Here is a 24,301-nt window from a genome sequence, read left to right as displayed (position 1 = left end):
CGGTGCGTGGGTGCCAGCAGAATGCGCGTCGACTGTGCGATTCGATACCCCTGCGCCGGCGTGTCCCGGACGAAACCGCACACCGGAGGACAGGGAGCCTGACGGCCTATGCGGCGCGCAGCGAGGACGGGACCAGCGGCTCGTCGAGCAGGGTGGTGAACCGGTCGGTCAGCGTGACACCGTCGGGGCGGTCGTCCAGCCAGCCGCGCAGCAGCCGGTAGCCCTCGACGTAGGTGCTGGTGTACGCGCGCCACAGCGGTGAGGACAGGAACCGCAGCATCTGGCGGGCCCGCTCGTCGTTGACCAGAAGCCAGCGCTTCAGGAACGCCACCACCTCGTCGACGTCGCGGTGCTCGTCGTGCAGCATCAGCGCCGCGTCCTGCCGGACGTCGGCCAGCGCCGCGGTGGCTTCCGACACCATCTCGGCGCGGTCACCGTCGAAGCGCAGCCCCAGATCGGCGTAGATCTCGGCGGCCCACGGTCCCCAGTCCGGTCCGACCGCGGCGTAGAGCGCCAGGTCGGCCAGCCCTTCGGCCATCAGGCACTGCGGGGTGTTGACCAGGAAGATCGTCTGCTCGGCCTGCCCCTTCCCCTCGACCAGGCCGGCTTCCTTGCGGCAGTGCTCGGTGTGGTGGCCGGGATACGACTCGTGGGCGACCAGCCGCGGCAGGTTGGACATCTGCTGCTTGAGATCGGCGTTGACGGCGACGGTGGACCGGTAGTCGCCGAGGTAGTAGTTGAACCCCGACCACGGTTTGTCGGTCACCACCTCGTAGGTGATGGTCTCGCGCTCGGGCAGCGGGAACGTCGCCCGCACCCGGTCGCGCAGCTCCGAGGAGAACGCGTGGATGGCCTCCTCGAGGCGGTCGGGCGGGATCTCCTCACCGGCGCGGTAGGCCTGCACCCGGTCGGCCAGCGGACCCGGGCCGGCGAGGGCCTCGTCGAGTTTGGCGTGCGCCTGCTCGTACCGCTCCGGGTCCCCCTTGGTGATGCGGACGTCGAAATACGCTTCCACCTCGTCGACGAAGCCGACGTCTTCGCCGGCGAACTTGCGTCCCGCGCACGCCAGCGCGCGCAGGTGCGCGCCGACGAATTCGGCACGCCGTTCCTCCAGGCCGCCCGGGAGTTCGGTCAGCAACCGTTCGGCCTGCCGAGCCAGGTCGGCGGGGTCGGGTGCGGGTTCGTTCTGCACCGCTCGGCGCAGCGCGGGGTCACCGGTGAAGGAGTCGACATAGCCCTCCTCCACCCGGTCGAAGCGCAGCCCGAGCATCAGATAGTCGCGGATCAGGGTTGCAGAATCAGTACCGGCGTCCATGGCAACCAAGCTAACTGCAAGACTGGGCGCATGGCTCGGCTGAGCGAACCCAGCCCGTATGTGGAGTTCGATCGAAGTCAATGGCGGGGGCTCCGGTCGTCGACACCGCTGAAATTGACCGAGGACGAACTGGTCAAGTTGCGCGGACTCGGCGAGAAGATCGACCTGCTGGAAGTCGAAGAGGTCTATCTGCCGCTGGCGCGGTTGATTCATCTGCAGGTCGCCGCGCGTCAGGCGCTGTTCGCCACCACCGCGGCGTTCCTCGGCGATTCGGCCGGCGATCCGGACCGGCCGGTGCCCTTCATCATCGGTGTCGCGGGCAGTGTGGCTGTCGGCAAATCGACGACCGCGCGTGTGCTGCAGGCCCTTCTGGCGCGTTGGGAGCATCATCCGCGGGTGGATCTGGTGACCACCGACGGCTTCCTGTATCCGAACAAGGAGCTCGCCCGCCGGAACCTCATGCACCGCAAGGGCTTCCCGGAGAGCTACGACCGCAGGGGGTTGATGCGGTTCGTCACCGCGGTGAAGTCCGGCTCCGACGTGGCGTGCGCGCCGGTCTACTCGCATCTGCTCTACGACATCGTCCCCGGCGACAAGCAGGTGATCCGCCGTCCCGACATCCTGATCCTCGAGGGGCTCAACGTCCTGCAGACCGGTCCGGCGCTGATGGTCTCGGACCTGTTCGACTTCTCGGTCTACGTCGACGCGCGCATCGAGGACATCGAGAACTGGTACATCTCCCGGTTCCTGTCGATGCGGGCCGGGGCGTTCGCCAATCCGGCGTCGCACTTCCACCACTATTCGACGCTGACCGACGAGCAGGCGGTGTTCGCCGCCCGTGACATCTGGCATTCGATCAACCGGCCGAACCTGATCGAGAACATCCTGCCGACCCGTCCCCGCGCCACCTTGGTGCTGCGCAAGGATTCCGACCACTCGATCAACCGGCTGCGGCTCCGGAAGCTGTAGCGCTGCCGAGATCCAGCGGGCCGCAGCGCACATCGCAGCGTTCCCGCACGGTGTCGAGTGTCCGGCGCAGGTGCGCACGTTCGCGCCGGTGGGTGAGCATGAACCGCACCGCCCCCGCGGTGCGGCGCGGCCACGGATACCAGCGGTCGTAGTCCAGTCCGCATTCGCGGAACACCTTGGCGGGCATGGCGTCGGCCATCAAGCCGAGGTTGTACTGCGCCAGCGCGAACATCGCGTAGGGCAGCACAGCTCTGTGCCTGCGGATCATCTCCTGTAGGTCGAACTCGTAGAGCGGGACGCCGGTGAGTTTGCCCTGGAACATCATATGCGTCATGAAATAGCCCATGTACGACATCAGATGCATGGTGGCCGAACGTGATTGGACTGCAAGCACCGTTCCGTCGCCGGATGTGTACGGCTCGTACGGGTGGTCACCGACGGTCAGGTAGCCGGTGCAGTTGATCATCCAGCTGCCGTCGGCCACCGGCATCCGCGCGCCGCTGCGTAGAACGATGTGCGGCGCGCCGTCGTGGTCGACGACGTCGACGAGGTGATCCATCACCACGTCGGCGACGCCGTTCCTGATGACCGTGTTCTCCTCCTCCGAGAGCACACCGAGCAGGAAGTTGCCGGTGCGCGGAGTCACGCGCGTGCCGTAGATCACGCCGAACCAGTCGGCGACCTGCTGCTCGTTGGTGCCGTCGAACCGGCGACACATGTCGACAGCCATGCTGCTGAGCGTCGTGCTGCCGACCCAGCGCCGCCGCCCGGTGGGGAAGAACCTGTCCCGGCTGCCGAACAGCGTTCCCGACCCGGCCACCAGGTGCACCTCACGACCGGGGTGGGTCGTGATCAGCGTGTGCGCGGTGTCCATCGCGGTCTTGCCGCCGCCGATGACGTACACCGGCGCGGCGCTCTCGGCGATGTCCCCGACGCGGACGTCGCAGGTGTCCGGCGACACCGACCGCACCCGCGCACTCGACAGAGACAGCGGCGGGTTGGGCATCACGCGCGAACCGTAGGCCTTGATCAGTCGCCGGGCGACGATGACGCGCGTCTGGCCGTGCGGCGTGCGGCAGGTGACGCGGACGCCGCCGGGGACCGGTTCGTCGGACTCGAAATCCCAGCCGTAGCGTTCGTCGACGGTCACTCGTTTGGCGATCTCGGCGATGCAGTGGTCGAAGTGGCTCAGCACCTCGTCTTTGGTGGCCAAGTAGGACCGCTCGCGACCGAGGGTCCAGGCGATGTTGCCGGCGGTGAACATCGGATGAGGTTGGTGCAGCCGCACATACGGGTAGGTGTCGACCCACATTCCGCCGATACGAGCGCGACGGTCGACGAGGATCACCTTCTGCTCGCGGCCCAGGTATCGGCTCGCCGCGAACAGCGCGTTCAGACCCGCGAGCCCGGCTCCGACGACGAGGAGATCGCACGTGTCCGTCGGAACCAGGTTCTGTGAATTGACGGACACGGCGACCTCCTCTACCCCCGGGACGCTTCTGAGTGTGAGCGCCCCGACCGGTCATGCCTTGCGTAGTCGACTACTCAATTTCGGGTCAGGCCGTGATGCGCCGGACCCCGATGAACTGCCACTCGGCCATCAACGCCGTGTAGAGCCCCATCGCGACGACGAACGCGACGCCGATGGCGGTGAGCGGCAACGTCAGCGCGGCGACGACCGCGATCACTGTGCACAGCGCGTTGGCGATCACCGTGCCGATGCCGGCCGGGCGCACCCGATCGATGCCGGCCAGAGCGAGGACCACAACGCCGTAGACGACGAAGAACACGCCGGAGGCGTACTCGATCGGCCGGGACAGTCCGGTCAGCTCCGAGAGCCGGCCGGCGAAGGCGAGCACGGCGACGCCGGCCACGAAGACCAGCACGGCGTCGACCCGCATGGCCAGTCGCAGCAGCGCGTCCGAGGACTTGACAGCGCCGACGGCTCCGGAGTGGGTGGTGGCGGTCATGGTTTCTCCTTCGGTGATGAGGCGGTGAGACACCCCTGACGCTGCCGATGGGGAGGTGCCAGATCGACACAGATCACTGCCAACCACTGCCAACCGCAGGTCAGCGCTCTGCGCCGAACTTGCATTCCACGCGCGTCAAGAGACGGAGACGGTGGCGCGCAAGTCGGTGGCGATGACGCGGGCGGCCGCGTTCTGCCAGTTGTGCAGCGAGCGCTGCGGCACGTCGCTGACCAACCAGTGCCAGGCCTGCCGGGCGACGGGGTCCAGACCCGCAGCGGTCGCGTTCTGCGCGTAGGCGCGCACGCCGACGACGTACGGGAAGTACAGCGAGTTGTAGTGGCGCCATTGTTCGGTGGTGCCGAAGTCGGCGCCGTCGCGCGGCTTCAGGGCCGCGATGCGTTCGGCGAGAAGCGCGCGCAGTTCGTTGGCGCGTTCGAGGGGTTGGTCCGGGGCGCCGCGGCGGGCGAGTCGCTCCTCGATGACCGGCAGCGCCGTCAACGGGCTCGCGACGAGCTTGGACAAGTCGCCGTAGTGGCTCAGGGCGCGGCGGGTGACGCGGACGAACGTCTCGTCGTCCATGTCGCCGAGCGGGTCGGCGGCTCTGCGCGGCAGCGCGGTTTCGGTGCCGCGCAGCGCGGCGCGGTCGGCCCGCAGCTCCGGCGATCGGGAGAACGCGAGCCGGTCCAGCACCCCGGCCAGCGGGTCGGCCAGCACGTTGATCGCGACGGCGACGGCCAGGCTGGTGAACAGCAGCACCGTCAACGTGGCACTCGGGCCGCTCACCGCTGCCGCGATGAGCACCTGTCCGCCGAACAACACCGCCACCACCGACGTCGCGGTGAACGAGCGCAGCATGTCTTTCCGCAGCGCCTGCCCCTCGTCGAACGCATCGCTTATCGCCACGGCCACACCGAGCAGTGCGACGTCGAAGCCGGTCGACGCCAACGCCAGCCAACTCGGCACCAGCCCCAGCGGGATCACCAGGATCGCGTTGCCCAGGGCGAAGAACAGCGTTGCGACGACGACGAACCCGACAACCGGACCCGGCTGGGCGCGACGGACCACCGCGTGGACCATCGCGGCCAGCGACGGTACCGACACCGCGGCGAACATGATCCAGTGCCCGAGCCGCAGCGGCCCCGCGACGTCACCGGCCAGGGCCGCGCCGGTGAACGCCAGCACGGCGACGCCTGCGACCAGTCCGGCGTCGCGGAACCGGTTGCGCCAGCTGTCCCGCGGGCGCGACAGCTCCAGCAGCACCGCGAACCACGCCACTCCCGGCACCGCGACCAGATAGATCTCGACGGCCCCGAGCAGCGGCGACGACGTCGTCACCCGCACCGCGTCCAGTGCGACGACCACCGCGAAGCTGGTCAGCCCGATGGAGGCCAGCACCAGCACGACTTTGCGCGGGTCGCGCGCGACCAGGTACAGCCCCAGCCACCAGCTCAAGGTGAACACCACCGCTGACAGGGCGACCATGGTTACCGCCCGTAGCGACGATGCCGGGCGCTGTAGTCGCGCACCGCGCGCAGGAAGTCGATGCGCCGGAACTCCGGCCAGTACGCCTCGGTGAACCACATCTCGGAGTACGCGCTCTGCCACAGCAGGAAGCCCGACAGCCGCTGCTCACCGGAGGTCCGGATCACCAGATCGGGGTCGGGCTGACCCGAGGTGTACAGGTTCTCCGAGATCGCTTCGGCGGTAACGGCTTCCACGAGCTGCTCGCCGGTGGCGCCGTTGGCGAGTTCCTTGCTCAGCAGCCCGCGGACCGCGTCGACGATCTCCTGGCGGCCGCCGTAACCGACCGCGACGTTGACGTGGAACGTGGCGGTGTGGGCATCCGCGGTCGACGACACCGCCTCGCGCAGCCGTCGTGCCGGCTCCTCCCCGATCAACTCCAGATCGCCGACGGTGCGCACGCTCCACCGGTTGACCGGCGCGCAGATCTCCTCGACGACATCGGTGATGATGTCGATCAGCGACGACAGCTCTTCGGGTTCGCGCTGCAGGTTCTCCGTGGAGAGCAAGTACACGGTGGCCATCTCGATGCCGATCTCGTCACACCAACGCAGCATTTCGGCGATTTTGCGGGCACCCGCACGGTAGCCGTAACTGACGTCGTCGTGACCGACTTCGCGTGCCCACCGGCGGTTTCCGTCGCACAGCACCGCGATGTGGCGCGGCAATTCCGAACGTGACGGCGACAATCCCTGCCGCAGCCGCAGCTCGTAGAGCCGATACATCGGCTCCTTGAGGCGCCGCGGAATGAGGTCCACGATCGTCCAGACTACTGTGGCCCGGGAAGCGCCAGAGCCACTCAGCGGAGGTGATATGCCGACATCCCTCGAACCCTGGTACACCGCTGACTCGCCGCGGGAACCGTGGAAACCCGAGGATCTCCCCGAGGCGGTCGCCGGTGGCGTCGCCCAGTTCCTGGGCAAGCCGCGGCTGCGTGGCTGGATCCACGTGTACTCGGCCGCCATCGCGGTGATCGCCGGGGCGGCTCTGGTCGCGGTGTCCTGGTCGCTGCAGTCCACGCGCGCCGGCATCGCCACGCTGATCTACACCTGCACGATCGTGGCGATGTTCGCCGTCAGTGGGATCTATCACCGCGTCAACTGGACCTCGACGACCGCGCGCACCTGGATGAAGCGCGCCGACCACTCGATGATCTTCGTGTTCATCGCCGGCAGCTACACGCCCTTCGCGCTGCTCGCGTTACCCGCCAACAACGGCATGACGCTGTTCTGGATCGTGTGGGGCGGCGCGCTTGCCGGTGTGGCGTTGAAGATGCTGTGGCCGTCGTCGCCGCGGTGGCTCGGTGTGCCGCTGTACATCCTGCTCGGCTGGGTGGCCGTGTGGTTCATCGGGCCGATCATGCAAGGCGCCGGTGTGGCCGCGGTGGTGCTGCTGATCGTCGGTGGCGCGCTGTACAGCATCGGCGGGGTGCTGTACGCGCTGAAGTGGCCCAACCCGTGGCCGACGACGTTCGGGCACCACGAGTTCTTCCATGCCTGCACCGCGGTCGCGGCGATCTGCCACTACATCGCGATGTGGTTCGCCGTCTTCTAGCGAGGACGCGCTACAGCTGGGTGATGTTCTGCGGGCCCCAGTAGGCCTTCATCGCGGTGATCTGGCCCTCGGGGTTGAAGGTCATGATCTCGATCGGCTCGATCCGCATGGCGCCGCCGACGGTGATCGCGAACAGGAACGCGGCTTCGTGGCCACCGGCGCGGAAGTGCAACAGCTCGGTTTTGATCTCGGCGCCCTCGGCGTTCTTGTAGAACCCCGCGATGGCCTGCCGACCGATGTGCACCTCTCCCCCGCCGACCGGGTCTTCGAGGGTGGCGTCCTCGGCGTACAGCGCGGCGACGTCGTCGGCTGTGCCGGTGGCGACGGTGTCGAGGTAGCGCTGGACGAGTTTCTGCAGGGCGTCGGGCTCGAAGCTCATGTGCGGCAGGTTACACAACCGCAGGCGCGAACCGGCGCCAGATCACTCCGGATCGCGTTTGACCCCGTCGGCCGGCGACCCGGTGGACAGGTCGGGGTCGGCGCCCACGGCGCCGGTGCCGCCCGGCGCGTCGCCCTCGGCGGCGGTTTCGGTGGCGGCCTCGTCGTCATTGTCGAACGACTTGGGCAGCTTGCGCAGGTGCCGGTTCATCGACCACACCAGGACGAAGACACCGATGAGCAGCAGCACGATCACGATCAGCCCGAACGGGCTGGCCTTGCCGAATTCCGGACCGGTCTGGCGGGGTTCGTCCTGGGCCAGCACCGCGGTGACGAACTGCAGACCCGTCATCAATGCGTCGTTCATTCGCGTCCCTCGATTCCGGCGAACAGGTCGGTCTCGGGCAGCTGCACCGGAACCCGTGAGCGGGCCAACTCGAACTCCTCGGTCGGCCAGAGGCGTTGCTGCCACTCCATCGGCGTGGTGAAGAAGAAGCTTTTCGGGTCGATCTGGGTGGCGTGCGCCAGCAGCGCCTCGTCACGGACCGAGAAGTACTTCGCGCACTCCACCCGCGTGGTCACCCGCTTGCCGAGCAGATCCTCGGCGGGATCCCACTTCTCGAGCCACTTGCCGAACGGTCCTTCCTGGCCGTGCTTGGTGAACTCGTCCTGCAGGATCTGCATCCGCTGTCGCAGGAAGCCGTGGTTGTAGTACAGCTTCGACACACTCCACGGTTCGCCGGCGTCCGGGTACAGGCGGTGGTCGGCGGCCGCCTCGTACGCGGCGACCGAGACCTGGTGGCACTTGATGTGGTCCGGGTGCGGGTAGCCGCCGTTCTCGTCGTAGGTGGTCATGACGTGGGGTTTGAAGTCGCGGATGACGCGTACCAGCGACTCGGTGGGCACTTCGAGCGGTTCCAGCGCGAAGCAGCCCTCCGGCAGGGGCGGCAGCGGATCCCCTTCGGGCAGTCCGGAGTCGACGAAGCCCAGCCAGTGGTGCTCGACCCCGAGGATCTGGGCCGCCTTGGCCATCTCCTCGCGGCGGATCTCGCTCATCCGGCCGTGGACTTCCGGTAGGTCCATCGCGGGATTGAGGATGTCGCCGCGCTCGCCGCCGGTCAGCGTCACGACCATGACGCGCACGCCCTCGTCGACGTAGCGCGCCATGGTGGCCGCACCCTTGCTGGACTCGTCGTCCGGATGGGCGTGCACGGCCATCAACCGCAGTTCGCTCAACCTGTTCCCTCTTAGCTGCTCAGATGCATGGGCACTCACGCAACGGTTCAACCGCCACACTGGGTCTTATAGTTCCAGTCCTAGTAGACCTATCCGACCGACGGGCATGCAAAACGAGATGATCGAACGTCCCACCGCCCGCTACGGACGGCAGCGCCTGAATCCACGCAGGCGTCGCCTGATCGCCGTGGCGTTGACCGCTCTGGTGTTGATCGCGGGGGTGGCGATCGCGGTCGTCGCATTCAACCGGCTCGGCGCCCAGGAGGTCGACGGCGAAATCAACGGTTTCCGCGTGGTCGACGACGCCACCGTCGAGGTCACCATGAACGTCACCCGCAAAGATCCGTCCCGGCCCGCGGTGTGCATCGTGCGGGCGCGCTCCTACGACGGCGACGAGGTCGGGCGCCGGGAAGTGCTGGTTAGTCCGTCACAAGAGCCGACGGTGCAGGTCACCGCGACCGTGACGGCCAGCAAACCGCCCGCGGTCGGGGACGTGTACGGATGCGGCACCGATGTGCCGGCCTATCTGGATCAGGCCGGATAGCCCGCGCCGCAACCAACGGCGAACAGCGAAATTCCGAATTCCCGGTATCCCGGCGGTGCTAGGATGGGCCGATACACGGTTCCAGCTGGGGCCGTGTATTGCTGCATTTTGGGCGCCGAGACCAGCGCGCCCGAGTTGGCGGCAATACCCGCAGTACAGCCCCAGCGCCGTGTCCCGGGGACTTTCTTGACGCACAAGAGCGCGGAATCAACAACGACAGGAGCGCGACGACATGACCGACACTCAGGTCACCTGGCTCACCGAAGAGGCGTACGACCGGCTGAAGGCCGAGCTGGACCAGCTGATCGCCAACCGCCCCGTCATCGCCGCCGAGATCAACGACCGACGCGAAGAGGGCGACCTGCGCGAGAACGGTGGATACCACGCCGCCCGCGAGGAGCAGGGCCAGCAGGAGGCCCGCATCCGTCAGCTGCAGGAACTGCTCAACAGCGCCAAGGTCGGCGAGGCGCCCACGCAGTCCGGTGTGGCGCTGCCCGGCTCGGTGGTCACCGTCTACTACGACGACGACAAGAACGACACCGAGACGTTCCTGATCGCGACCCGCGAACAGGGCGTCGGCGCCGGCAAGCTCGAGGTGTACTCGCCGAACTCGCCGCTGGGCGGGGCGCTCATCGACGCCAAGGTCGGCGAGACACGCGAGTACCGGGTGCCCAGCGGCAGCACCGTCAAGGTGACGCTGGTCAGCGCTGAGCCGTACCACGGTTGATCACCGAGGACCTGTTCCTCCTTCTGCTCGACAACGCTTCGGGGACGCCTGCGCTGGATCCGCCTCGGCGTGACCACGTCCTTGCCGCCGCGGTGCTGCTCGAGTTGGCCCATCAGTGCCATATCCGGCCCGCGACGGCCGGCGACCCGGCACCTGAGGGCGTCCTGGTGGCGTTGGCGGCCCCCGGACCGGTGCATCCGGTGGCCGCGCCCGCACTGGATCTGGTGCGGGCCCGGCCGCTCGAGGCCGGCACCGCGATCAAGAAGGTGGGCAGACACACCCAGGATCGTCTGGTCGCCCATCTGGAGGCGTCCGGGGCGATACGACGAACCCCGTTGTCGGGCAGTCGTTTCCGACGCAGCTTCGCCTTTCCCCTGACCGACCGGAGTCGGCCGCAGGAGGCGCGCGCAGCCCTGATCGGCGCACTGTTCGAACGTCGTCCCCCGTCGCCGTCGACCGCAGCGATCGTGACCGTGCTGCACGCGGTCGACGGTCTGGGAGCGCTGCTGAGCCTCAACGATCGCGGCTGGCGCTGGGTGCATGCCCGGGCCGGCGAGATCTCGGCGGGCAGCTGGGTCGACGAGTCGCCGTCCGGTCTGGCTGAGGTGAACCTTGCGGTCACCGCAGCGACCGTGCGCCAAGCTCTCAGCGCGATCGGTTAACCCAGAGAGCTCAACGCCTGCTCCACGTCGCCGAGCAGATCGGCGACGTCCTCGATGCCGACCGACAGCCGGACCAGGTCGTCGGGCACCTCGAGCTGGGAGCCGGCCGTCGACGCATGGGTCATGGCGCCGGGATATTCGATCAGCGACTCCACCCCGCCCAGCGACTCGGCCAGGATGAACAGCTCGGTGCGCGCGCAGAAGTCGCGCGCGGCCTGCGGGCCGCCGCGCAGCCGCACCGAGATCATGCCGCCGAACCCGCTCATCTGCGCCGCGGCGACATCGTGGTTCGGATGGCCGGGCAGACCGGGATACAGCACGGTGGACACCGCCGGATGCCCTTCGAGGAACTCGGCGATCGCCGCGGCATTGTCGCTGTGGCGCTGCATCCGCAGCGACAGGGTCTTCAGACCGCGGATGGTCAGGTACGCGTCGAACGGGCCGGGCACCGCGCCGGCACCGTTCTGCAGGAACGCGAACGCGTCGTCGAGGGCTTCGTCGTTGGTCAACAGCGCCCCACCGACCACATCGGAGTGTCCGCCGATGTACTTGGTGGTCGAATGCAGCACGATGTCGGCGCCCAGGGTCAGCGGCTGCTGCAGCGCCGGCGAAGCAAAAGTGTTGTCCACCAACACTTTCACACCGGGGCCGTCCGCCTCGGCGGCTACCGCGGCGATCCCGCTGATGTCGGCGATCGACAGCAGCGGGTTGGTCGGCGTCTCCACCCAGATCAGCCGGGTGCGGTCGGTCAGGGCCGCGCGCACCGCGTCCAGATCCGACAGCGCCACCGCGGTGTAGGTCAGCCCCCAGTGGGCGAACACCTTGTCGATCAGCCGGAAGGTGCCGCCGTAGGCGTCGTCCGGGATCACGAGGTGGTCGCCGGGACGCAGCACGGCCCGCAACGCGCAGTCGGTCGCCCCCATGCCGGAGCTGAACGCGCGCCCGTAGGACGCCTGCTCGACGGCCGCCAACGCCGTCTCCAGCGCCGCGCGCGTGGGGTTGCCGGTGCGGGCGTACTCGAAGCCGCCGCGCAGACCGCCGACGCCGTCCTGGGCGAACGTCGAGCTGGCGTAGATGGGCGGGTTCACCACCCCGGTGGCCGGATCGGGCCGGTAACCGGCGTGGATGGCCTTGGTCGCGAACCCGTAGGTCCGGTAATGATCTGCTGCACTGCGCTGCTCACCCATGGTCGCCCAGGGTAGCCGTGTAGAACTTGGTCATGTCCAGCGCTGGGAGCACCCCGATCGAAAGCCTGCTCGACCTCGACTCACTGTTGAGCGCCGAGGACCGTGACCTGCGCACGATGGTGCGCCAGTTCGGCGAGCAACGACTCCGTCCCCACATCGCCGAATGGTTCGAATCCGGGCATGTCCCGGTGCGCGAGCTCGCCGTCGAGATCGGCAAGCTCGGGCTGCTGGGCATGCACCTGACGGGTTACGGCTGCGGAGGCTCCACGGCCACCGCCTACGGGCTGGTGTGCCAGGAGTTCGAGGCCGTCGACAGCGGGTTGCGCAGCCTGGTGTCGGTGCAGGGTTCGTTGGCGATGTATGCGATTCACCGCTGGGGATCTGAAGAGCAGCGGCAGCAGTGGCTGCCCGGGATGGCCGCCGGTGAGTTGATCGGCTGCTTCGGTCTGACCGAGCCCGACTTCGGCTCCAACCCGGGCGGCATGCGCACCACCGCGCGCCGCGACGGGTCGGACTGGATCCTCAACGGGTCCAAGATGTGGATCACCAACGCCTCGGTCGCCGACGTCGCGATCGTGTGGGCGCGCGAGCCCGGAGGGCCCGTGCTGGGCTTCGCGGTGCCGACGTCGACGCCCGGGTTCACCGCCCGGGAGATGACGCACAAGCTGTCGCTGCGCGCATCGGTCACCGCCGAGTTCAGCCTCGACGACGTCCGCGTGCCCGAGGACGCCCGGCTGCCCGGCGCCGAAGGCCTCAAGGGTCCGCTGAGTTGCCTGTCGGAGGCCCGCTTCGGGATCGTGTTCGGCGCGGTCGGGGCGGCGCGCGACTGCCTCGAGGCGACCATCGATTACGTGGGCAGCCGCGAGGTGTTCGACAAGCCGCTGGCCGGCTATCAGCTCACGCAGGCCAAGATCGCCGACATGGCGGTCGAATTGAGCAAGGCGCAGCTGCTGGCGTTGCACCTGGGCCGGCTCAAGGACGACGGCCGGATCCGGCCCGAGCAGGTCAGCGTCGGCAAGCTCAACAATGTCCGCGAGGCCCTCGAGATCGCCCGCCAATGTCGAACACTGTTGGGCGCCAACGGCATCACCCTCGAGTATCCGGTGCTGCGGCATGCCAACAACCTGGAGTCGGTGCTGACCTACGAGGGCACCTCCGAGGTGCACCAGCTGGTCATCGGCGAGACACTCACCGGGGTCAGCGCGTTCCGGTAGGCACGCAGACAGTCGTCATCATCTTGTCGGCGATCGTCTGGCGCTGCCCGTCCCACAGCGGCAGCAGGTAGCCGAGGAAACAGACCACACAGTCCACCAGGTGCGCCAGCTGACGCAGTACCGACCGGCCGAATCCGATGGGCTGCCACGTCTTTTCGCTGACAACGCGAAACCTGAGCAGCGACTTGCCGATGCTGGATCCCGTTCTGCCCTGACGGTAGCCGTGATTCCAGACCACGTAGGCCAGCGACAGCAGCCCCATGACCCAGGCGGTGACGATCCCGGTGGTCGAATGGCCCTGCGCGCAGGCCACACCTCCGGCGGAATACTCCACGCACTGCGTGTCGGCGGTGCCGACGGCGACCGAGTTCGCGATGGTCAGCGCCGCACCCACCGGCAGCGCGTCGATCACGAATGCCGCGCAGCGCGCGATCCAGGAGGTGTAGAAGCGTTTCGGCAAAGCGGCCGGGCTAGGGCGTGGCGGGTGCCACCGCTCCACCTGACAGCGTCCGGAAGGTGTACACCAGGATCAGTCCGGCCACCGGGCCCGCGACCAGCAGGCCGATACCGCAGAGCAGCGCACCGATGAGGGTGATGACCGCGATGACGAGCCACGCGACGAACACCTTGCCGAATTGCGCCTTGCTGATGCCGAAGCTGGTCTTGATCGCGTCCAGCGGTGCCAGGTTTCGATCCAGCAGCGCGACGGTGGTGAACATCAACATGATGCTGGCGATGAGACCCGGGATGATGCACAGGAACACACCGACGGTCGTGATGGCGCCGACGATGACGGCCGCGATGACGACGTTGGCGACGTTGCGGGGCCGTAGGAACGAGCTGAGGGTGACCTGCTGACCGTTGGCGATGTCGAGCAGGCCGCCGATGTAGGCCGATTGCACGGCACCGGACACCAGCAGCGACACGATCCACCCGATGATCGTGACGACGAGACCGGCACCGCCGGTCACGTTGTAGGAGATCGCGAACCCGTTCTCGTCGGCGGCGTAGCTGCTCGAGTCCGGGCTCACGGCGGTGGAGCCGAAGCTGATCAGTGATTGCAGCGCGGCGATCGCCACGCCGTAGATGAGTGTGGCCAGCACCAGAGGCATCGCGTTCTTGCTGAACTTGTTCCAGGCCCACTCGAGCGCGTCGCCGATGCTGTATGCCGGCGCGCCCCCGAAACCGGGCGGGTACGCACCATACGCCGGCGGGTAGGCACCCGGGGGCGGGTAATTGCCTTGCGGCGGAGGCGGATAACCCCCCGGCGGCGGAGGCGGCGCGTAACCGCCCTGCGGCGTGGGATAGGACCCCGCGGGGGGCGGCGGGTAGTCGCCCGGCGGCGGTGGGTAGCTGCCGGGTGGCGGGGGCGGATAACCGCCCGGCGGTGGAGGCGGCGCATGGCCGCCCTGCGGCGTGGGCTGGGAACCAGGAGGCGGCGGCGGGTAGTTGCCGGGCGGCGGGTAGCCCCCTTCTGGCGGGTTACCTCCGGGCGCCGACGGATTGTCTGTCATGGTCGCTCCTGATGTTGTCGGTGTCTACAGCGGTACGCAGACCGTCGTCATTATCTTGTCGGCGATCGTCTGCCGCTTGGGATCCCAGAGCGGAAACAGGTAGCCGACGTAGCAGATCGCCCCGTCGATGACGTGGGCCAGTTGGCGCAGTACGGACAGCTTGAAACCGATTGGCTGCCAAGTCAGTTCGCTGACCACCCGGAACCGGGTGATCGACTTGCCCAGACTCGATCCGGTGGTGCCCTGCCGATGACCGAAGTTCCACACCGCGTAGGCGAGTGCGGCCAGCGACGCGAGCACCAGGGCGAGGGCGCCGGACTGCACGGCCACCCCGATACCCAGGACGATGACAACCGGGATCATGTCGATCACCTGCGCGAGCACCCGCGTCGTCCACGACGTGTATGACTCTTTGGGGAGCACCGCAACCACATTCGACGGGTAATCACCCGCTGGCGGCGGTCGGTCGGTCATGGATGCCTTCTGTGAGATCTCAGCCCGAGACAAGCGTGCTTACCCTACCTGAGGACCTGCCTCGCGCAGCGCTTTCACGCGGGTTGTTGATCTTGTTTTTACGACCGCGGTGTCAGCTGCCGGAGGTCTCAGCGGACAGGTAACTCAGCAGGTCGTGCCGGGTGAGCACGCCGACCGGTTTGCCCTCCTCGACCACCATGACGGCGTCGCATTCGCGCAGGGTCTTGGCTGCGCTGCTGACGAGTTCGCCGGCACCGACCAGCGGCAGCGGCGGGCTCATGTGGTCGGCGACCGCGTCGGCGAGTTTGGCCCGCCCCTCGAACACCGCCGAGAGCAGCTCACGCTCGGACACGCTGCCGGCGACCTCGCCGGCCATCACGGGCGGTTCGGCGCCGACCACCGGCATCTGCGAGACGCCGTACTCGTTGAGGATCGTGATCGCGTCGCGCACGGTCTCGGACGGGTGGGTGTGCACCAGGTCGGGCAGGGCGCCCGACTTGCCCCGCAACAGGTCACCGACGGTGGACTCCTTGGTCTTGCCGTCGAGTCGGCTGCGCAGGAACCCGTAGGACGACATCCATTCGTCGTTGAAGATCTTGCCCAGGTAGCCGCGGCCACCGTCGGGCAACAGCACCACGACCACCGCGTCCGGTCCGGCGCGTTCGGCGACCTGGATGGCCGCCACCGCCGCCATGCCGCAGGAGCCGCCGACCAGCATGGCCTCCTCGCGGGCCAGGCGCCGGGTCATCTCGAAGGAGTCGGCGTCGGAGACCGCGATGATCTCGTCGGGTACCGACGGGTCGTAGGCCGTCGGCCAGAAATCCTCGCCCACACCTTCGACGAGGTACGGCCGGCCCGTGCCGCCCGAGTACACCGAGCCTTCCGGGTCGACGCCGATGACCTTGACCCTGCCGTCGGAGACTTCCTTGAGGTAGCGGCCCGCGCCGGTGATCGTCCCGCCGGTGCCGACGCCGGCGACGAAGTGCGTCACCTTGCCGTCGGTGTCGGCCCAGATCTCCGGGCCGGTGCTCTCGTAGTGGCTCTGCGGGCCCATCTGGTTGGAGTACTGGTCGGGCTTCCACGCACCCTCGATCTCCCTGACCAGCCGGTCGGACACGCTGTAGTAGCTGTCGGGGTGGTCGGGCGGCACCGCCGTCGGGCACACCACGACCTCGGCGCCGTAGGCGCGCAGCACGTTGCGTTTGTCCTCGCCGACCTTGTCCGGGCAGACGAAGACGCACTTGTAGCCGCGCTGCTGGGCGACCAGTGCGAGCCCGACGCCGGTGTTGCCGGAGGTGGGTTCGACGATGGTGCCGCCGGGACGCAGCTCGCCGCTGGCCTCGGCGGCGTCGATCATCTTGATCGCGATGCGATCCTTCGAGCTGCCGCCCGGATTGAGGTATTCGACCTTGGCCGCGACCAATCCGGCGCCCGGCGGGACCACCGAGTTCAGCTGTACCAACGGGGTGTTGCCGATGAGCTCAGTGATGTGCCGGGCGATACGCATGAGTCCATCGTCCCAGGCTCGACGCAGGACTACCAGGTGGCCTCTCGGATGTACTCACCGATCTGCTTCAACGACCGGCTCGCCTCGGACACCATGGGCGCGCCGAGCTGGAACACATGCATCTGACCAGGCCATACGCGCACCTCGACGGGGACGCCGGCCGCGGCCAGCAGGCGCGCCGCCTTGCGGGCGTCACTGAGCAGGACCTCGGATCCGGACACGTGGATCAGCGTGCGCGGCAGGCCGGGCTCGATGTGGTCGAGGGGTTCGTAGACCTCCTCGCGCCTGCCGTTGACGGTTCGCTTGGCCGCCGCGGTCTCGATGAGATCGACGAGCGCGTGGAACGCCTTGGGCGGGAACATCGCGTCGGTGCGGGCGTTGGGGTGGTCGGCCCGGGCCTCGTTGTCGATCTCGAACAGCGGAGACATGGTCACCACCGCCGCCGGGGTCTCGCTGCGGTAGCCGTCGATCCCCTCGACCTGGAGTCGCTCAGCCAGCGACAGTGCCAGGTAGCCGCCGGCGGAGTCGCCGGCGAGCACGATCTGGTCGGGCTCGTAGCCCAGCTCCCGCAGCCACTTGTAGCCGTCGTGGCAATCGTCGAGGGCGGTACCCACGGAGTGCTTGGGAATCATCCGGTAGTTCACCACCAGCACCGGCGCGTCGGCGAACTTCGACAGCGCGGTGACCAGCCGGCCGTGCGTGTTGACGCCGCACGTCAGGAAGGCGCCGCCGTGCAGATAGAGGATGACGCTGCGGTTGCCGTCGGCGGGCAGCACACCTGCGGCGCGCACCAGCTGCGCATTGCAGTGCGGCAGGGAGATGGTCGCCCGCACAGTGCCGGGAGCCGGTTTGAGGACCCGGGCGGCGAAGTCGACGACTCCCCACGGCCACGGCAGCTTCGGCGCGTAGCTTCCCACGGTCAGGAACGGCTTGATGGTTAGCGATGCGGCCAACCCGAGCATCCGTCCGGCGACGCTGGGCCCGTCTTCGACGATCTCGACGGGGGCGCCGTCGCTGACCGGGTATCGGCGCGGTTTGAGGCTCCGAGCTGGGCGGACGCCCACATGAGCCGTGCTTGGAACCTTGCTCGGTGCCGTCATCGCCACCACTTCCTACGCCGTTGTAGTGCCAGATAAGCCGAATTACTCAGATCATCTCAGAACTTAGCTTGACACGTGTAACCAGTATCACAATGGGTTAAACGCAAACCACTCGCAGTTGATACCGCACCGTGACCGATTGGCCGCGGTCGACGCGCGATAAGCGCGGCCTTCAGACCTAGACTGGCCGCGTGGGCAGCTCCGGTCATGCTCCTCGCGGTCGCTTACCGCGCCGCTCGACGGTCGCCTGGGCGGCCGCGGCCACGCTGGCCTCGACAGGGTCGGCATACATCGGCGCGCGGAACCTCCTGACGGGCCAGGCCGATCAAGCGCGTCAGGTCATCCCCAAAGCCTGGGACATCCCGCCCCGCGCCGACGGCGTCTACGCCCCCGGCGGAGGACCCGTGGAGCGCTGGGAACGCGGCGTGCCCTTCGATCTGCACCTGATGATCTTCGGCGACTCGACGGCCACCGGTTACGGCTGCTCCGATGCCGAGGAAGTGCCGGGGGTGCTGCTGGCGCGGGGACTGGCCGAAGAGTCCGGCAAGCGGATCCGGCTGAGCACCAAGGCGATCGTCGGCGCGACGTCGAAGGGCCTGTCGGGTCAGATCGACGCGATGTTCGTCGCGGGCCGGCCACCGGACGCGGCGGTCATCATGATCGGCGCCAACGACATCACGCGGCCCAACGGCGTCGGCCCTTCGGCGCGCCGACTCGGTCGGGCCGTGCAACGGCTACGGGCCAGTGATGCGGTCGTCGTGGTCGGCACATGCCCGGACTTCGGGGTCATCAAGGCGATTCCTCAGCCGCTGCGCGCTTGGGTGCGGGCGCGCGGGTTGCGGCTGGCGCGGGCACAGGCCGCCGCGGTGCGCGCCGCGGGCGGTGTGCCGGTCCCCTTCGCCGACCTCCTGGCGCCGCACTTCCACCAGACGCCCGAACTGCTGTTCTCCGACGACATGTTCCATCCGTCGGCCGCGGGCTATTCCCTGGCCGCCAAACAGCTGCTGCCCGCGCTGTGTCATGCGCTGGGTGTGTGCACGTCAGGCTCGCCGCCGGACGCCGCGCTGGAGTCGCGGTCGGCCGGGCACGGTCCGCTGCTGCGGCGGCTCACGGGGCTGAGCCGACTGTGGCGGCGGTCGACGGGCGTGCCCGCACCCGTGTTGGCTGGGGTCCCCACACTTGTGTAGGGGAGGGTCCCCACACTTGTGTAGGGGAGGGTCCCCACGCTTGCCGGCGCGAATGCCAGCTAGGTTCGTCGTAGTTCGCGTCGCTGCATCCGAGGAGCCGTCATGCCTGAAGCCGTCATCGTCGCCACCGCCCGTTCGCCGATCGGCCGGGCCAACAAGGGGTCGCTGGTGTCGATGCGTCCCGACGATCTCGCCGCCCAGATGGTCAAGGCGGTGCTGGACAAGGTGCCCGCGCTCGACCCCCGCGACATCGACGACCTGATCATGGGCTGCGGCCAGCCCGCCGGGGAGGCGGGCAACAACATCGCCCGGGTGGTCGCCGTGCACCTCGGCTACGACTTCCTGCCCGGCACCACGGTCAACCGCTACTGCTCGTCGTCGCTGCAGAGCACGCGGATGGCCTTCCACGCGATCAAGGCCGGTGAAGGCGACGCGTTCATCTCGGCGGGTGTGGAGACGGTGTCGCGGTTCGGTCAGGGCACCGCCGACGGCTGGCCGGACAGCAAGAACCCGCTGTTCGCCGATGCGCAGGCGCGCACCGCCAAGGCCGCCGAGGGCGCCACGGAATGGCACGACCCGCGCGAGGACGGCCTGTTGCCCGACATCTACATCGCGATGGGGCAGACCGCCGAGAACGTCGCGGCGTTCACCGGTATCAGCCGTGAAGACCAGGACCGCTGGGGCGTGCGGTCGCAGAACCGGGCCGAGGAGGCCATCAACAGCGGCTTCTTCGAGCGCGAGATCTCGCCGGTGACGCTGCCCGACGGCACCGTGGTGTCGAAGGACGACGGCCCGCGCGCCGGCACCACCTACGAGAAGATCAGCCAGCTCAAGCCGGTGTTCCGCCCCAATGGCACGATCACCGCCGGCAACGCGTGCCCGCTCAACGACGGCGCCGCGGCCGTGGTGATCATGAGCGACACGAAGGCCAAGGAGCTCGGCCTGACGCCGCTGGCGCGGATCGTGTCGACGGGCGTCTCGGGGCTCTCGCCGGAGATCATGGGCCTGGGCCCGATCGAGGCGGTCAAGAAGGCGCTGGCCAACGCGAAGATGAGCATCTCCGACATCGACCTGTACGAGATCAACGAGGCGTTCGCGGTGCAGGTGTTGGGTTCGGCGCGCGAGCTGGGCATGGACGAGGACAAGCTGAACGTGTCCGGCGGCGCCATCGCGCTGGGCCATCCGTTCGGCATGACCGGGGCGCGGATCACCGCCACGCTGCTGAACAACCTTGCCACGCACGACAAGACGTTCGGCATCGAGACGATGTGCGTCGGCGGCGGCCAGGGCATGGCGATGGTCGTGGAGCGCCTCTCGTAGGTCCGGCTCTGTGTGCAGCCAGATCGTGGTTTCAACTGGTATTGCGATCTGAGCGCACACCGAAAGACCTCGCCCGGGCGACGCGGTCGATGATCTCAGCGCGACGGTGCCCGGCGACCACGCGCACCCGCTGCCAACCTCGCTCGGCGATGAACTCCGCGCGAATGATGTCGTCGCGAAACGTGTCGCGGCGCCTGTGGTGCTCGCCGTCATACTCGACCGCGACCTTGAGGTCCTCCCATCCCATGTCGAGGTAGTAGCGGGGCCGGCCGCGGTCGTCGAAGACCGGGATCTGCGTTCGCGGCCGCGGGAAGCCGGCGCGGATGAGCAAAAACCCAGCCACGTCTCGCGCGGTGATTCTGCACCGGGGTCGTACCGGTCGAGTGCCAGAAGCAGGTCCGGAATGCCCGGCGATCGGGCATGTCGGCGGGCCAGCTCCGTGACTGCCGCGGGATCGACGTGGGTTGCGTTGCTCAGCGCGTCGAGTCGGATGACCCCCAGCACGCCGGGCGTGAGACGTCCGATGTCGAACGCGGTGCGCTCGGGCGTCGTGACCGGCAGGCCGGCAACTTCTTGTATCTCTGTGTCGCTCAGCCGGTCTCTGCGGGTGGCGATGCCTTTCGGAGGCCGGGCATTGGTCCAGATCAGCTCGATCGCTTCGTCGTCGGGTATCCACCTGCACCCGTGCAGTGCTGCCGCTGCCGCACCGGCGATGACGCCGTTGCGTCCTGACCAGAGCCACGCTGCCTTTGTCCGTTGGGCCAGCGTCAGATCCGCGCCCTTCGGCACGTAGACGTCGGGAAAGACGGCCCGGTAGTGCGCGCGCAGTTGGTGCTTTCGGGCGCGTCCGGCGGCCACTGCTTCGCTGCCGATGAAGGGCCACGCAAGAGACTCACTCGTCGAACCGTGGCAGGACCGGACCGGCACCGCCAGGGGTGGATGCGCAGCTGTGGAGAACCACGATCGGCGTGTGCGCTCAGATCGCATTCGGGGTCCATATCGCGATCTGAGCGCACACCCGCACGAAAAAGGGCGCCCACCGAAGTGGGCGCCCTTCTCGTGTAGAGGCTAATCCTGGTTGAAGTAGCTGAGCAGTCGCAGGATCTCGACGTACAGCCAGACCAGGGTGACGGTCAGGCCGAGTGCGACGCCCCAGGCGGCCTTCTCCGGCGCGCCGGCGCGGATCATCTGGTCGGCGGCGTCGAAGTCGATCAGGAAGCTGAACGCGGCCAGGCCGATGCACAGCAGCGAGAAGCCGATGGCCAGCATGCCGCCACTGCGCAGACCCAGGCCGTCACCACCGCCGATGATCGCGGCGAGGAAGTTGACGAGCATCAGGGCCAGCACACCGAACATGCCGGCGACGATCATGCGGGTGAACTTGGGGGTGACGCGGATGGCGCCGGTCTTGTAGACGACGAGCATGCCGAAGAACACGCCGAGGGTGCCGACGACCGCCTGCGCGATCATCGAGTAGCCGCCGTTGGAGATGACGTTGGCGAACAGGAAGGTGATCGCGCCGAGGAACAGGCCTTCCAGACCCGCGTAGCTGAGCACGATGGCCGGATTGTCCTGCTTACGTCCGAACGTCGCGACGAGCACCAGCACCAGGCCGCCGATGGCGCCGACCATCGCCAGCATCATCGCGAGGCCCGGGTTCACCGTGGCGATGAAGTAGGACACCACCGCGACGGCGGTCAGCACCGCGAGGGTGACACCGGTCTTGGTGACCACGTCGTCGATCGTCATCGGACGCGAGACGCCGGTCTGCTGCTGATCGGGGTACTGGGTCACATAGGGATCGGCGTGTACCGCTTGCGCACCGTAGCCGGCGGCTCCGGTACCGAATTGCGCGTATCCGCCTTGCTGCCCCTTGGGGAGCGAGCGAAATACCGGGTTGCTGCTTTCGCGCACCGTCGGTTCCTTTCCTGTGTTGTGTCCTGTGGCGTAGTCGCCGGAGACGAACACCTGCTCAACGAGCGGGGTTCCCGGACGGTTCCCGAATTGCGGGCGTCGATTCCCAGGAGCTTCACAGGAAACCTTACCCGGCCCCGCCTGCGCGCGGAGGACGATCTAGATTGCATTCTGTGGTCGAAAACAAGGATGTCCTAGTAAACGTCGAGAACGGCATCGGGCTCATCACGCTCAACCGGCCCAAGGCGATCAACTCGCTGACCCATCCGATGGTCACCGCCGTGACGCAGGCACTCCAGCAGTGGGAGAACGACGACGCCGTGCGGGCTGTCGTGGTCTCCGGCGCCGGGGAACGCGGCCTGTGCGCCGGTGGCGACGTCGTCGCGATCTACCACGACGCCAAGGCCGGTGGCGCCGAGTCCCGCCGCTTCTGGCACGACGAGTACCTGCTCAACGCCTACATCGGGCGCTACCCGAAGCCGTACGTCGCGCTGATGGACGGCATCACGATGGGCGGCGGTGTCGGCATCAGCGCCCACGGCAGCGTCCGTGTCGTCACCGACACCACCAAGATGGCCATGCCCGAGGTCGGTATCGGCTTCATCCCGGACGTCGGCGGCACCTACATCCTCGGACGCACCCCCGGCCTGCTCGGCGTCCATGCCGCGTTGACCGGCGCCCCGTTCTCCGGGGCCGACGCCATCGCGATGGGCTTCGCCGACCACTTCGTGCCCCACGACCGTCTCGACGCGTTCACCCGGGCGATCGTCGCCGACGGTGTCGACGCGGCGCTGGCCGCCCACACCCAGGAGCCACCGCCGAGCCCGCTGGCGCAGGAGCGTGCCTGGATCGACGAGTGCTACGCGAAGGACACCGTGGCCGAGATCGTCGCCGCGCTGCAGGAACACGGCAGCACCGCCGCCGGCGACGCCGCCGAATTGATCTCGACCCGCTCCCCCATCGCGCTCTCGGTGACGCTGCGGGCGGTCCGCCAGGCCGCGGAGCTGCCCACGCTCGAAGACGTGTTGGTGCAGGAATTCCGGACGTCCTGCGCATCGCTGCGGTCGCATGATCTCGTGGAGGGCATCCGCGCGCAGCTCGTCGACAAGGACCGCAACCCGCAGTGGTCGCCGGCATCACTGGATGCGGTCACCGCCGCCGACGTCGACGCGTACTTCGCGTCGGCACAGCCCGATCTGACGTTCGAACAGGAGTGACCATGACCGACAGCTACGAGACGATCCTGCTCAACCGCGAGGACCGCGTCGCCACCATCACGTTGAACCGCCCGAAGGCACTCAACGCGCTCAACAGCCAGGTGATGCACGAAGTCACCAGCGCCGCAGCCGAACTGGACGCCGATCCGGGGATCGGGGCGATCATCATCACCGGCAGCGAGAAGGCCTTCGCCGCGGGCGCGGACATCAAAGAGATGGCCAACCTGTCGTTCGCCGACGTGTTCTCCTCCGACTTCTTCGCCCTCTGGGGCAAGTTCGCCGCGACCCGGACCCCGACCATCGCCGCGGTGGCCGGGTACGCGCTCGGCGGTGGCTGCGAGCTGGCGATGATGTGCGACATCCTCATCGCCGCCGACAGCGCGAAGTTCGGGCAGCCGGAGATCAAGCTCGGGGTGCTGCCGGGCATGGGCGGTTCACAGCGCCTGACCCGCGCGATCGGCAAGGCCAAGGCCATGGACCTGATCCTGACCGGCCGGAACATGGACGCCGAAGAAGCCGAGCGCGCGGGGCTGGTGTCCCGCGTGGTGCCCGCCGACGCGCTGCTCGACGAGGCCAAAGCCGTAGCCCAGACCATCGCGGGCATGTCGCTGTCGGCCGCGCGCATGGCCAAGGAGGCGGTCAACCGCTCCTTCGAATCGACGCTGGCCGAAGGTCTGCTCTACGAGCGGCGGCTGTTCCATTCGGCGTTCGCCACCGACGACCAGACCGAAGGCATGAACGCGTTCGCCGAGAAGCGGCAAGCGAACTTCACACACCGCTAGAGTGCGGGC

General features: G+C 68.1%; 24 protein-coding genes and 2 pseudogenes. 10 read left to right on the top strand and 16 right to left on the bottom strand.

The window, feature by feature from the left end; genetic code table 11:
• Positions 1-106 precede the first annotated feature (106 nt).
• Positions 107-1,315, bottom strand: coding sequence for a DUF885 domain-containing protein (locus ACQI46_RS08430; RefSeq protein WP_427093515.1), 1,209 nt, complete (start codon positions 1,313-1,315; stop codon positions 107-109).
• Between the two features lie 30 nt (positions 1,316-1,345).
• Here ACQI46_RS08430 and coaA point away from each other — a divergent pair, with 30 nt between their 5' ends.
• On the top strand, positions 1,346-2,284 hold the full coding sequence (gene coaA, locus ACQI46_RS08425; protein WP_427093514.1) for a type I pantothenate kinase: 939 nt from the start codon (positions 1,346-1,348) through the stop codon (positions 2,282-2,284).
• On the opposite strand, the gene ACQI46_RS08420 is transcribed toward coaA, so the two are convergent.
• From ACQI46_RS08420 to ACQI46_RS08405, 4 genes are all read right to left on the bottom strand, one after another.
• Positions 2,256-3,755 carry an FAD-dependent oxidoreductase gene (locus ACQI46_RS08420; protein ID WP_427093513.1) on the bottom strand — a complete coding sequence of 500 codons (1,500 nt, stop codon included), beginning with the start codon at positions 3,753-3,755 and terminating at the stop codon, positions 2,256-2,258. The two genes, coaA and ACQI46_RS08420, sit on opposite strands and share 29 nt — an antisense overlap.
• Positions 3,756-3,840: 85 nt before the next feature.
• On the bottom strand, positions 3,841-4,254 hold the full coding sequence (locus tag ACQI46_RS08415; protein WP_427093512.1) for a hypothetical protein: 414 nt from the start codon (positions 4,252-4,254) through the stop codon (positions 3,841-3,843).
• 135 nt (positions 4,255-4,389) lie between these two features.
• Positions 4,390-5,736, bottom strand: a complete 1,347-nt coding sequence (locus ACQI46_RS08410) for a hypothetical protein (protein WP_427093511.1) — start codon at positions 5,734-5,736, stop codon at positions 4,390-4,392.
• 2 nt (positions 5,737-5,738) lie between these two features.
• Positions 5,739-6,533 carry a (2Z,6E)-farnesyl diphosphate synthase gene (locus ACQI46_RS08405; RefSeq protein ID WP_427093510.1) on the bottom strand — a complete coding sequence of 265 codons (795 nt, stop codon included), beginning with the start codon at positions 6,531-6,533 and terminating at the stop codon, positions 5,739-5,741.
• A gap of 55 nt (positions 6,534-6,588) precedes the next feature.
• Here ACQI46_RS08405 and trhA point away from each other — a divergent pair, with 55 nt between their 5' ends.
• The gene (gene trhA, locus ACQI46_RS08400; RefSeq protein WP_427093509.1) at positions 6,589-7,329 is read left to right on the top strand and encodes a PAQR family membrane homeostasis protein TrhA; all 741 of its coding nucleotides are present in this window, start codon (positions 6,589-6,591) and stop codon (positions 7,327-7,329) included.
• Positions 7,330-7,339: 10 nt separating this feature from the next.
• Here the strand turns inward: trhA and ACQI46_RS08395 are convergent, their stop codons facing one another.
• The 3 genes from ACQI46_RS08395 to mca are packed head-to-tail and all read right to left on the bottom strand — an operon-like array spanning position 7,340 to position 8,943.
• The gene (locus tag ACQI46_RS08395; RefSeq protein WP_427093508.1) at positions 7,340-7,708 is read right to left on the bottom strand and encodes a nuclear transport factor 2 family protein; all 369 of its coding nucleotides are present in this window, start codon (positions 7,706-7,708) and stop codon (positions 7,340-7,342) included.
• A 42-nt stretch (positions 7,709-7,750) separates the two neighbouring features.
• Positions 7,751-8,074: a hypothetical protein gene (locus ACQI46_RS08390; protein ID WP_427093507.1), complete on the bottom strand. Its 324-nt coding sequence runs from the start codon at positions 8,072-8,074 to the stop codon at positions 7,751-7,753.
• Complete coding sequence (gene mca / locus ACQI46_RS08385; RefSeq protein WP_427093506.1) at positions 8,071-8,943, bottom strand: mycothiol conjugate amidase Mca; 873 nt, start codon at positions 8,941-8,943, stop codon at positions 8,071-8,073. Before mca ends, ACQI46_RS08390 begins: the two co-directional genes overlap by 4 nt.
• A 118-nt stretch (positions 8,944-9,061) precedes the next feature.
• On the opposite strand from mca, the gene ACQI46_RS08380 reads away from it, so the two are divergent.
• From ACQI46_RS08380 to ACQI46_RS08370, 3 genes are all read left to right on the top strand, one after another.
• On the top strand, positions 9,062-9,487 hold the full coding sequence (locus tag ACQI46_RS08380; RefSeq protein WP_427093505.1) for a DUF4307 domain-containing protein: 426 nt from the start codon (positions 9,062-9,064) through the stop codon (positions 9,485-9,487).
• A gap of 232 nt (positions 9,488-9,719) precedes the next feature.
• A complete protein-coding gene (gene greA, locus ACQI46_RS08375; protein WP_427093504.1) occupies positions 9,720-10,214 on the top strand; it encodes a transcription elongation factor GreA in 495 nt (164 codons plus the stop codon).
• A complete protein-coding gene (locus tag ACQI46_RS08370) occupies positions 10,211-10,876 on the top strand; it encodes a GOLPH3/VPS74 family protein (RefSeq protein ID WP_427093503.1) in 666 nt (221 codons plus the stop codon). Before greA ends, ACQI46_RS08370 begins: the two co-directional genes overlap by 4 nt.
• On the opposite strand, the gene ACQI46_RS08365 is transcribed toward ACQI46_RS08370, so the two are convergent.
• Positions 10,873-12,063: a cystathionine gamma-synthase gene (locus ACQI46_RS08365; RefSeq protein ID WP_427093502.1), complete on the bottom strand. Its 1,191-nt coding sequence runs from the start codon at positions 12,061-12,063 to the stop codon at positions 10,873-10,875. The genes ACQI46_RS08370 and ACQI46_RS08365 overlap by 4 nt on opposite strands.
• A gap of 32 nt (positions 12,064-12,095) precedes the next feature.
• Between ACQI46_RS08365 and ACQI46_RS08360 the strand changes: the two genes are divergently transcribed.
• A complete protein-coding gene (locus ACQI46_RS08360; protein WP_427093501.1) occupies positions 12,096-13,277 on the top strand; it encodes an acyl-CoA dehydrogenase family protein in 1,182 nt (393 codons plus the stop codon).
• On the opposite strand, the gene ACQI46_RS08355 is transcribed toward ACQI46_RS08360, so the two are convergent.
• The 5 genes and pseudogenes from ACQI46_RS08355 to ACQI46_RS08335 form a co-directional block, all read right to left on the bottom strand.
• Positions 13,261-13,776, bottom strand: coding sequence for an RDD family protein (locus ACQI46_RS08355; protein ID WP_427093500.1), 516 nt, complete (start codon positions 13,774-13,776; stop codon positions 13,261-13,263). The genes ACQI46_RS08360 and ACQI46_RS08355 overlap by 17 nt on opposite strands.
• A complete protein-coding gene (locus ACQI46_RS08350; protein ID WP_427093499.1) occupies positions 13,748-14,791 on the bottom strand; it encodes a hypothetical protein in 1,044 nt (347 codons plus the stop codon). Before ACQI46_RS08350 ends, ACQI46_RS08355 begins: the two co-directional genes overlap by 29 nt.
• Before the next feature lie 24 nt (positions 14,792-14,815).
• Positions 14,816-15,253: pseudogene (locus tag ACQI46_RS08345) on the bottom strand (RDD family protein); the annotation flags it as partial.
• 124 nt (positions 15,254-15,377) lie between these two features.
• Complete coding sequence (locus tag ACQI46_RS08340; protein ID WP_427093498.1) at positions 15,378-16,772, bottom strand: cystathionine beta-synthase; 1,395 nt, start codon at positions 16,770-16,772, stop codon at positions 15,378-15,380.
• A 29-nt stretch (positions 16,773-16,801) separates the two neighbouring features.
• Positions 16,802-17,872, bottom strand: a complete 1,071-nt coding sequence (locus tag ACQI46_RS08335; protein ID WP_427093497.1) for an alpha/beta hydrolase — start codon at positions 17,870-17,872, stop codon at positions 16,802-16,804.
• A 191-nt stretch (positions 17,873-18,063) separates the two neighbouring features.
• Between ACQI46_RS08335 and ACQI46_RS08330 the strand changes: the two genes are divergently transcribed.
• On the top strand, positions 18,064-19,059 hold the full coding sequence (locus ACQI46_RS08330; protein ID WP_427093496.1) for an SGNH/GDSL hydrolase family protein: 996 nt from the start codon (positions 18,064-18,066) through the stop codon (positions 19,057-19,059).
• A gap of 102 nt (positions 19,060-19,161) precedes the next feature.
• Positions 19,162-20,379 carry an acetyl-CoA C-acetyltransferase gene (locus ACQI46_RS08325; protein WP_427093495.1) on the top strand — a complete coding sequence of 406 codons (1,218 nt, stop codon included), beginning with the start codon at positions 19,162-19,164 and terminating at the stop codon, positions 20,377-20,379.
• Between the two features lie 31 nt (positions 20,380-20,410).
• On the opposite strand, the pseudogene ACQI46_RS08320 reads toward ACQI46_RS08325, so the two are convergent.
• Positions 20,411-21,306, bottom strand: a pseudogene (locus tag ACQI46_RS08320) (endonuclease domain-containing protein).
• A gap of 141 nt (positions 21,307-21,447) precedes the next feature.
• The gene (locus ACQI46_RS08315) at positions 21,448-22,293 is read right to left on the bottom strand and encodes a Bax inhibitor-1/YccA family protein (protein ID WP_427093494.1); all 846 of its coding nucleotides are present in this window, start codon (positions 22,291-22,293) and stop codon (positions 21,448-21,450) included.
• A 173-nt stretch (positions 22,294-22,466) separates the two neighbouring features.
• Here ACQI46_RS08315 and ACQI46_RS08310 point away from each other — a divergent pair, with 173 nt between their 5' ends.
• Both ACQI46_RS08310 and ACQI46_RS08305 read left to right on the top strand, forming a co-directional pair.
• The gene (locus ACQI46_RS08310) at positions 22,467-23,510 is read left to right on the top strand and encodes an enoyl-CoA hydratase/isomerase family protein (protein ID WP_427093493.1); all 1,044 of its coding nucleotides are present in this window, start codon (positions 22,467-22,469) and stop codon (positions 23,508-23,510) included.
• A 2-nt stretch (positions 23,511-23,512) separates the two neighbouring features.
• Positions 23,513-24,292 (top strand): enoyl-CoA hydratase, encoded by a 780-nt coding sequence (locus tag ACQI46_RS08305; RefSeq protein WP_427093492.1) that lies wholly within the window; start codon positions 23,513-23,515, stop codon positions 24,290-24,292.
• The last annotated feature ends 9 nt before the right edge of the window (positions 24,293-24,301 follow it).

This window comes from Mycobacterium sp. SMC-4 (assembly GCF_050205565.1).
Classification (GTDB): domain Bacteria; phylum Actinomycetota; class Actinomycetes; order Mycobacteriales; family Mycobacteriaceae; genus Mycobacterium.
Note: the sequence above shows the minus strand (reverse complement) of the source record. Positions and strands in the feature narration are given on the sequence as shown.

Excerpts from the sequence above, each read along its gene's own strand:
- ACQI46_RS08430 (WP_427093515.1), bottom strand. The coding sequence starts at position 1,315 with ATGGACGCCGGTACTGATTCTGCAACCCTGATCCGCGACTATCTGATG.
- coaA (WP_427093514.1), top strand. The coding sequence starts at position 1,346 with ATGGCTCGGCTGAGCGAACCCAGCCCGTATGTGGAGTTCGATCGAAGT.
- ACQI46_RS08415 (WP_427093512.1), bottom strand. The coding sequence starts at position 4,254 with ATGACCGCCACCACCCACTCCGGAGCCGTCGGCGCTGTCAAGTCCTCG.
- ACQI46_RS08410 (WP_427093511.1), bottom strand. The coding sequence starts at position 5,736 with ATGGTCGCCCTGTCAGCGGTGGTGTTCACCTTGAGCTGGTGGCTGGGG.
- trhA (WP_427093509.1), top strand. The coding sequence starts at position 6,589 with ATGCCGACATCCCTCGAACCCTGGTACACCGCTGACTCGCCGCGGGAA.
- ACQI46_RS08395 (WP_427093508.1), bottom strand. The coding sequence starts at position 7,708 with ATGAGCTTCGAGCCCGACGCCCTGCAGAAACTCGTCCAGCGCTACCTC.
- ACQI46_RS08390 (WP_427093507.1), bottom strand. The coding sequence starts at position 8,074 with ATGAACGACGCATTGATGACGGGTCTGCAGTTCGTCACCGCGGTGCTG.
- ACQI46_RS08380 (WP_427093505.1), top strand. The coding sequence starts at position 9,062 with ATGATCGAACGTCCCACCGCCCGCTACGGACGGCAGCGCCTGAATCCA.
- greA (WP_427093504.1), top strand. The coding sequence starts at position 9,720 with ATGACCGACACTCAGGTCACCTGGCTCACCGAAGAGGCGTACGACCGG.
- ACQI46_RS08365 (WP_427093502.1), bottom strand. The coding sequence starts at position 12,063 with ATGGGTGAGCAGCGCAGTGCAGCAGATCATTACCGGACCTACGGGTTC.
- ACQI46_RS08360 (WP_427093501.1), top strand. The coding sequence starts at position 12,096 with ATGTCCAGCGCTGGGAGCACCCCGATCGAAAGCCTGCTCGACCTCGAC.
- ACQI46_RS08350 (WP_427093499.1), bottom strand. The coding sequence starts at position 14,791 with ATGACAGACAATCCGTCGGCGCCCGGAGGTAACCCGCCAGAAGGGGGC.
- ACQI46_RS08340 (WP_427093498.1), bottom strand. The coding sequence starts at position 16,772 with ATGCGTATCGCCCGGCACATCACTGAGCTCATCGGCAACACCCCGTTG.
- ACQI46_RS08335 (WP_427093497.1), bottom strand. The coding sequence starts at position 17,872 with ATGACGGCACCGAGCAAGGTTCCAAGCACGGCTCATGTGGGCGTCCGC.
- ACQI46_RS08325 (WP_427093495.1), top strand. The coding sequence starts at position 19,162 with ATGCCTGAAGCCGTCATCGTCGCCACCGCCCGTTCGCCGATCGGCCGG.
- ACQI46_RS08305 (WP_427093492.1), top strand. The coding sequence starts at position 23,513 with ATGACCGACAGCTACGAGACGATCCTGCTCAACCGCGAGGACCGCGTC.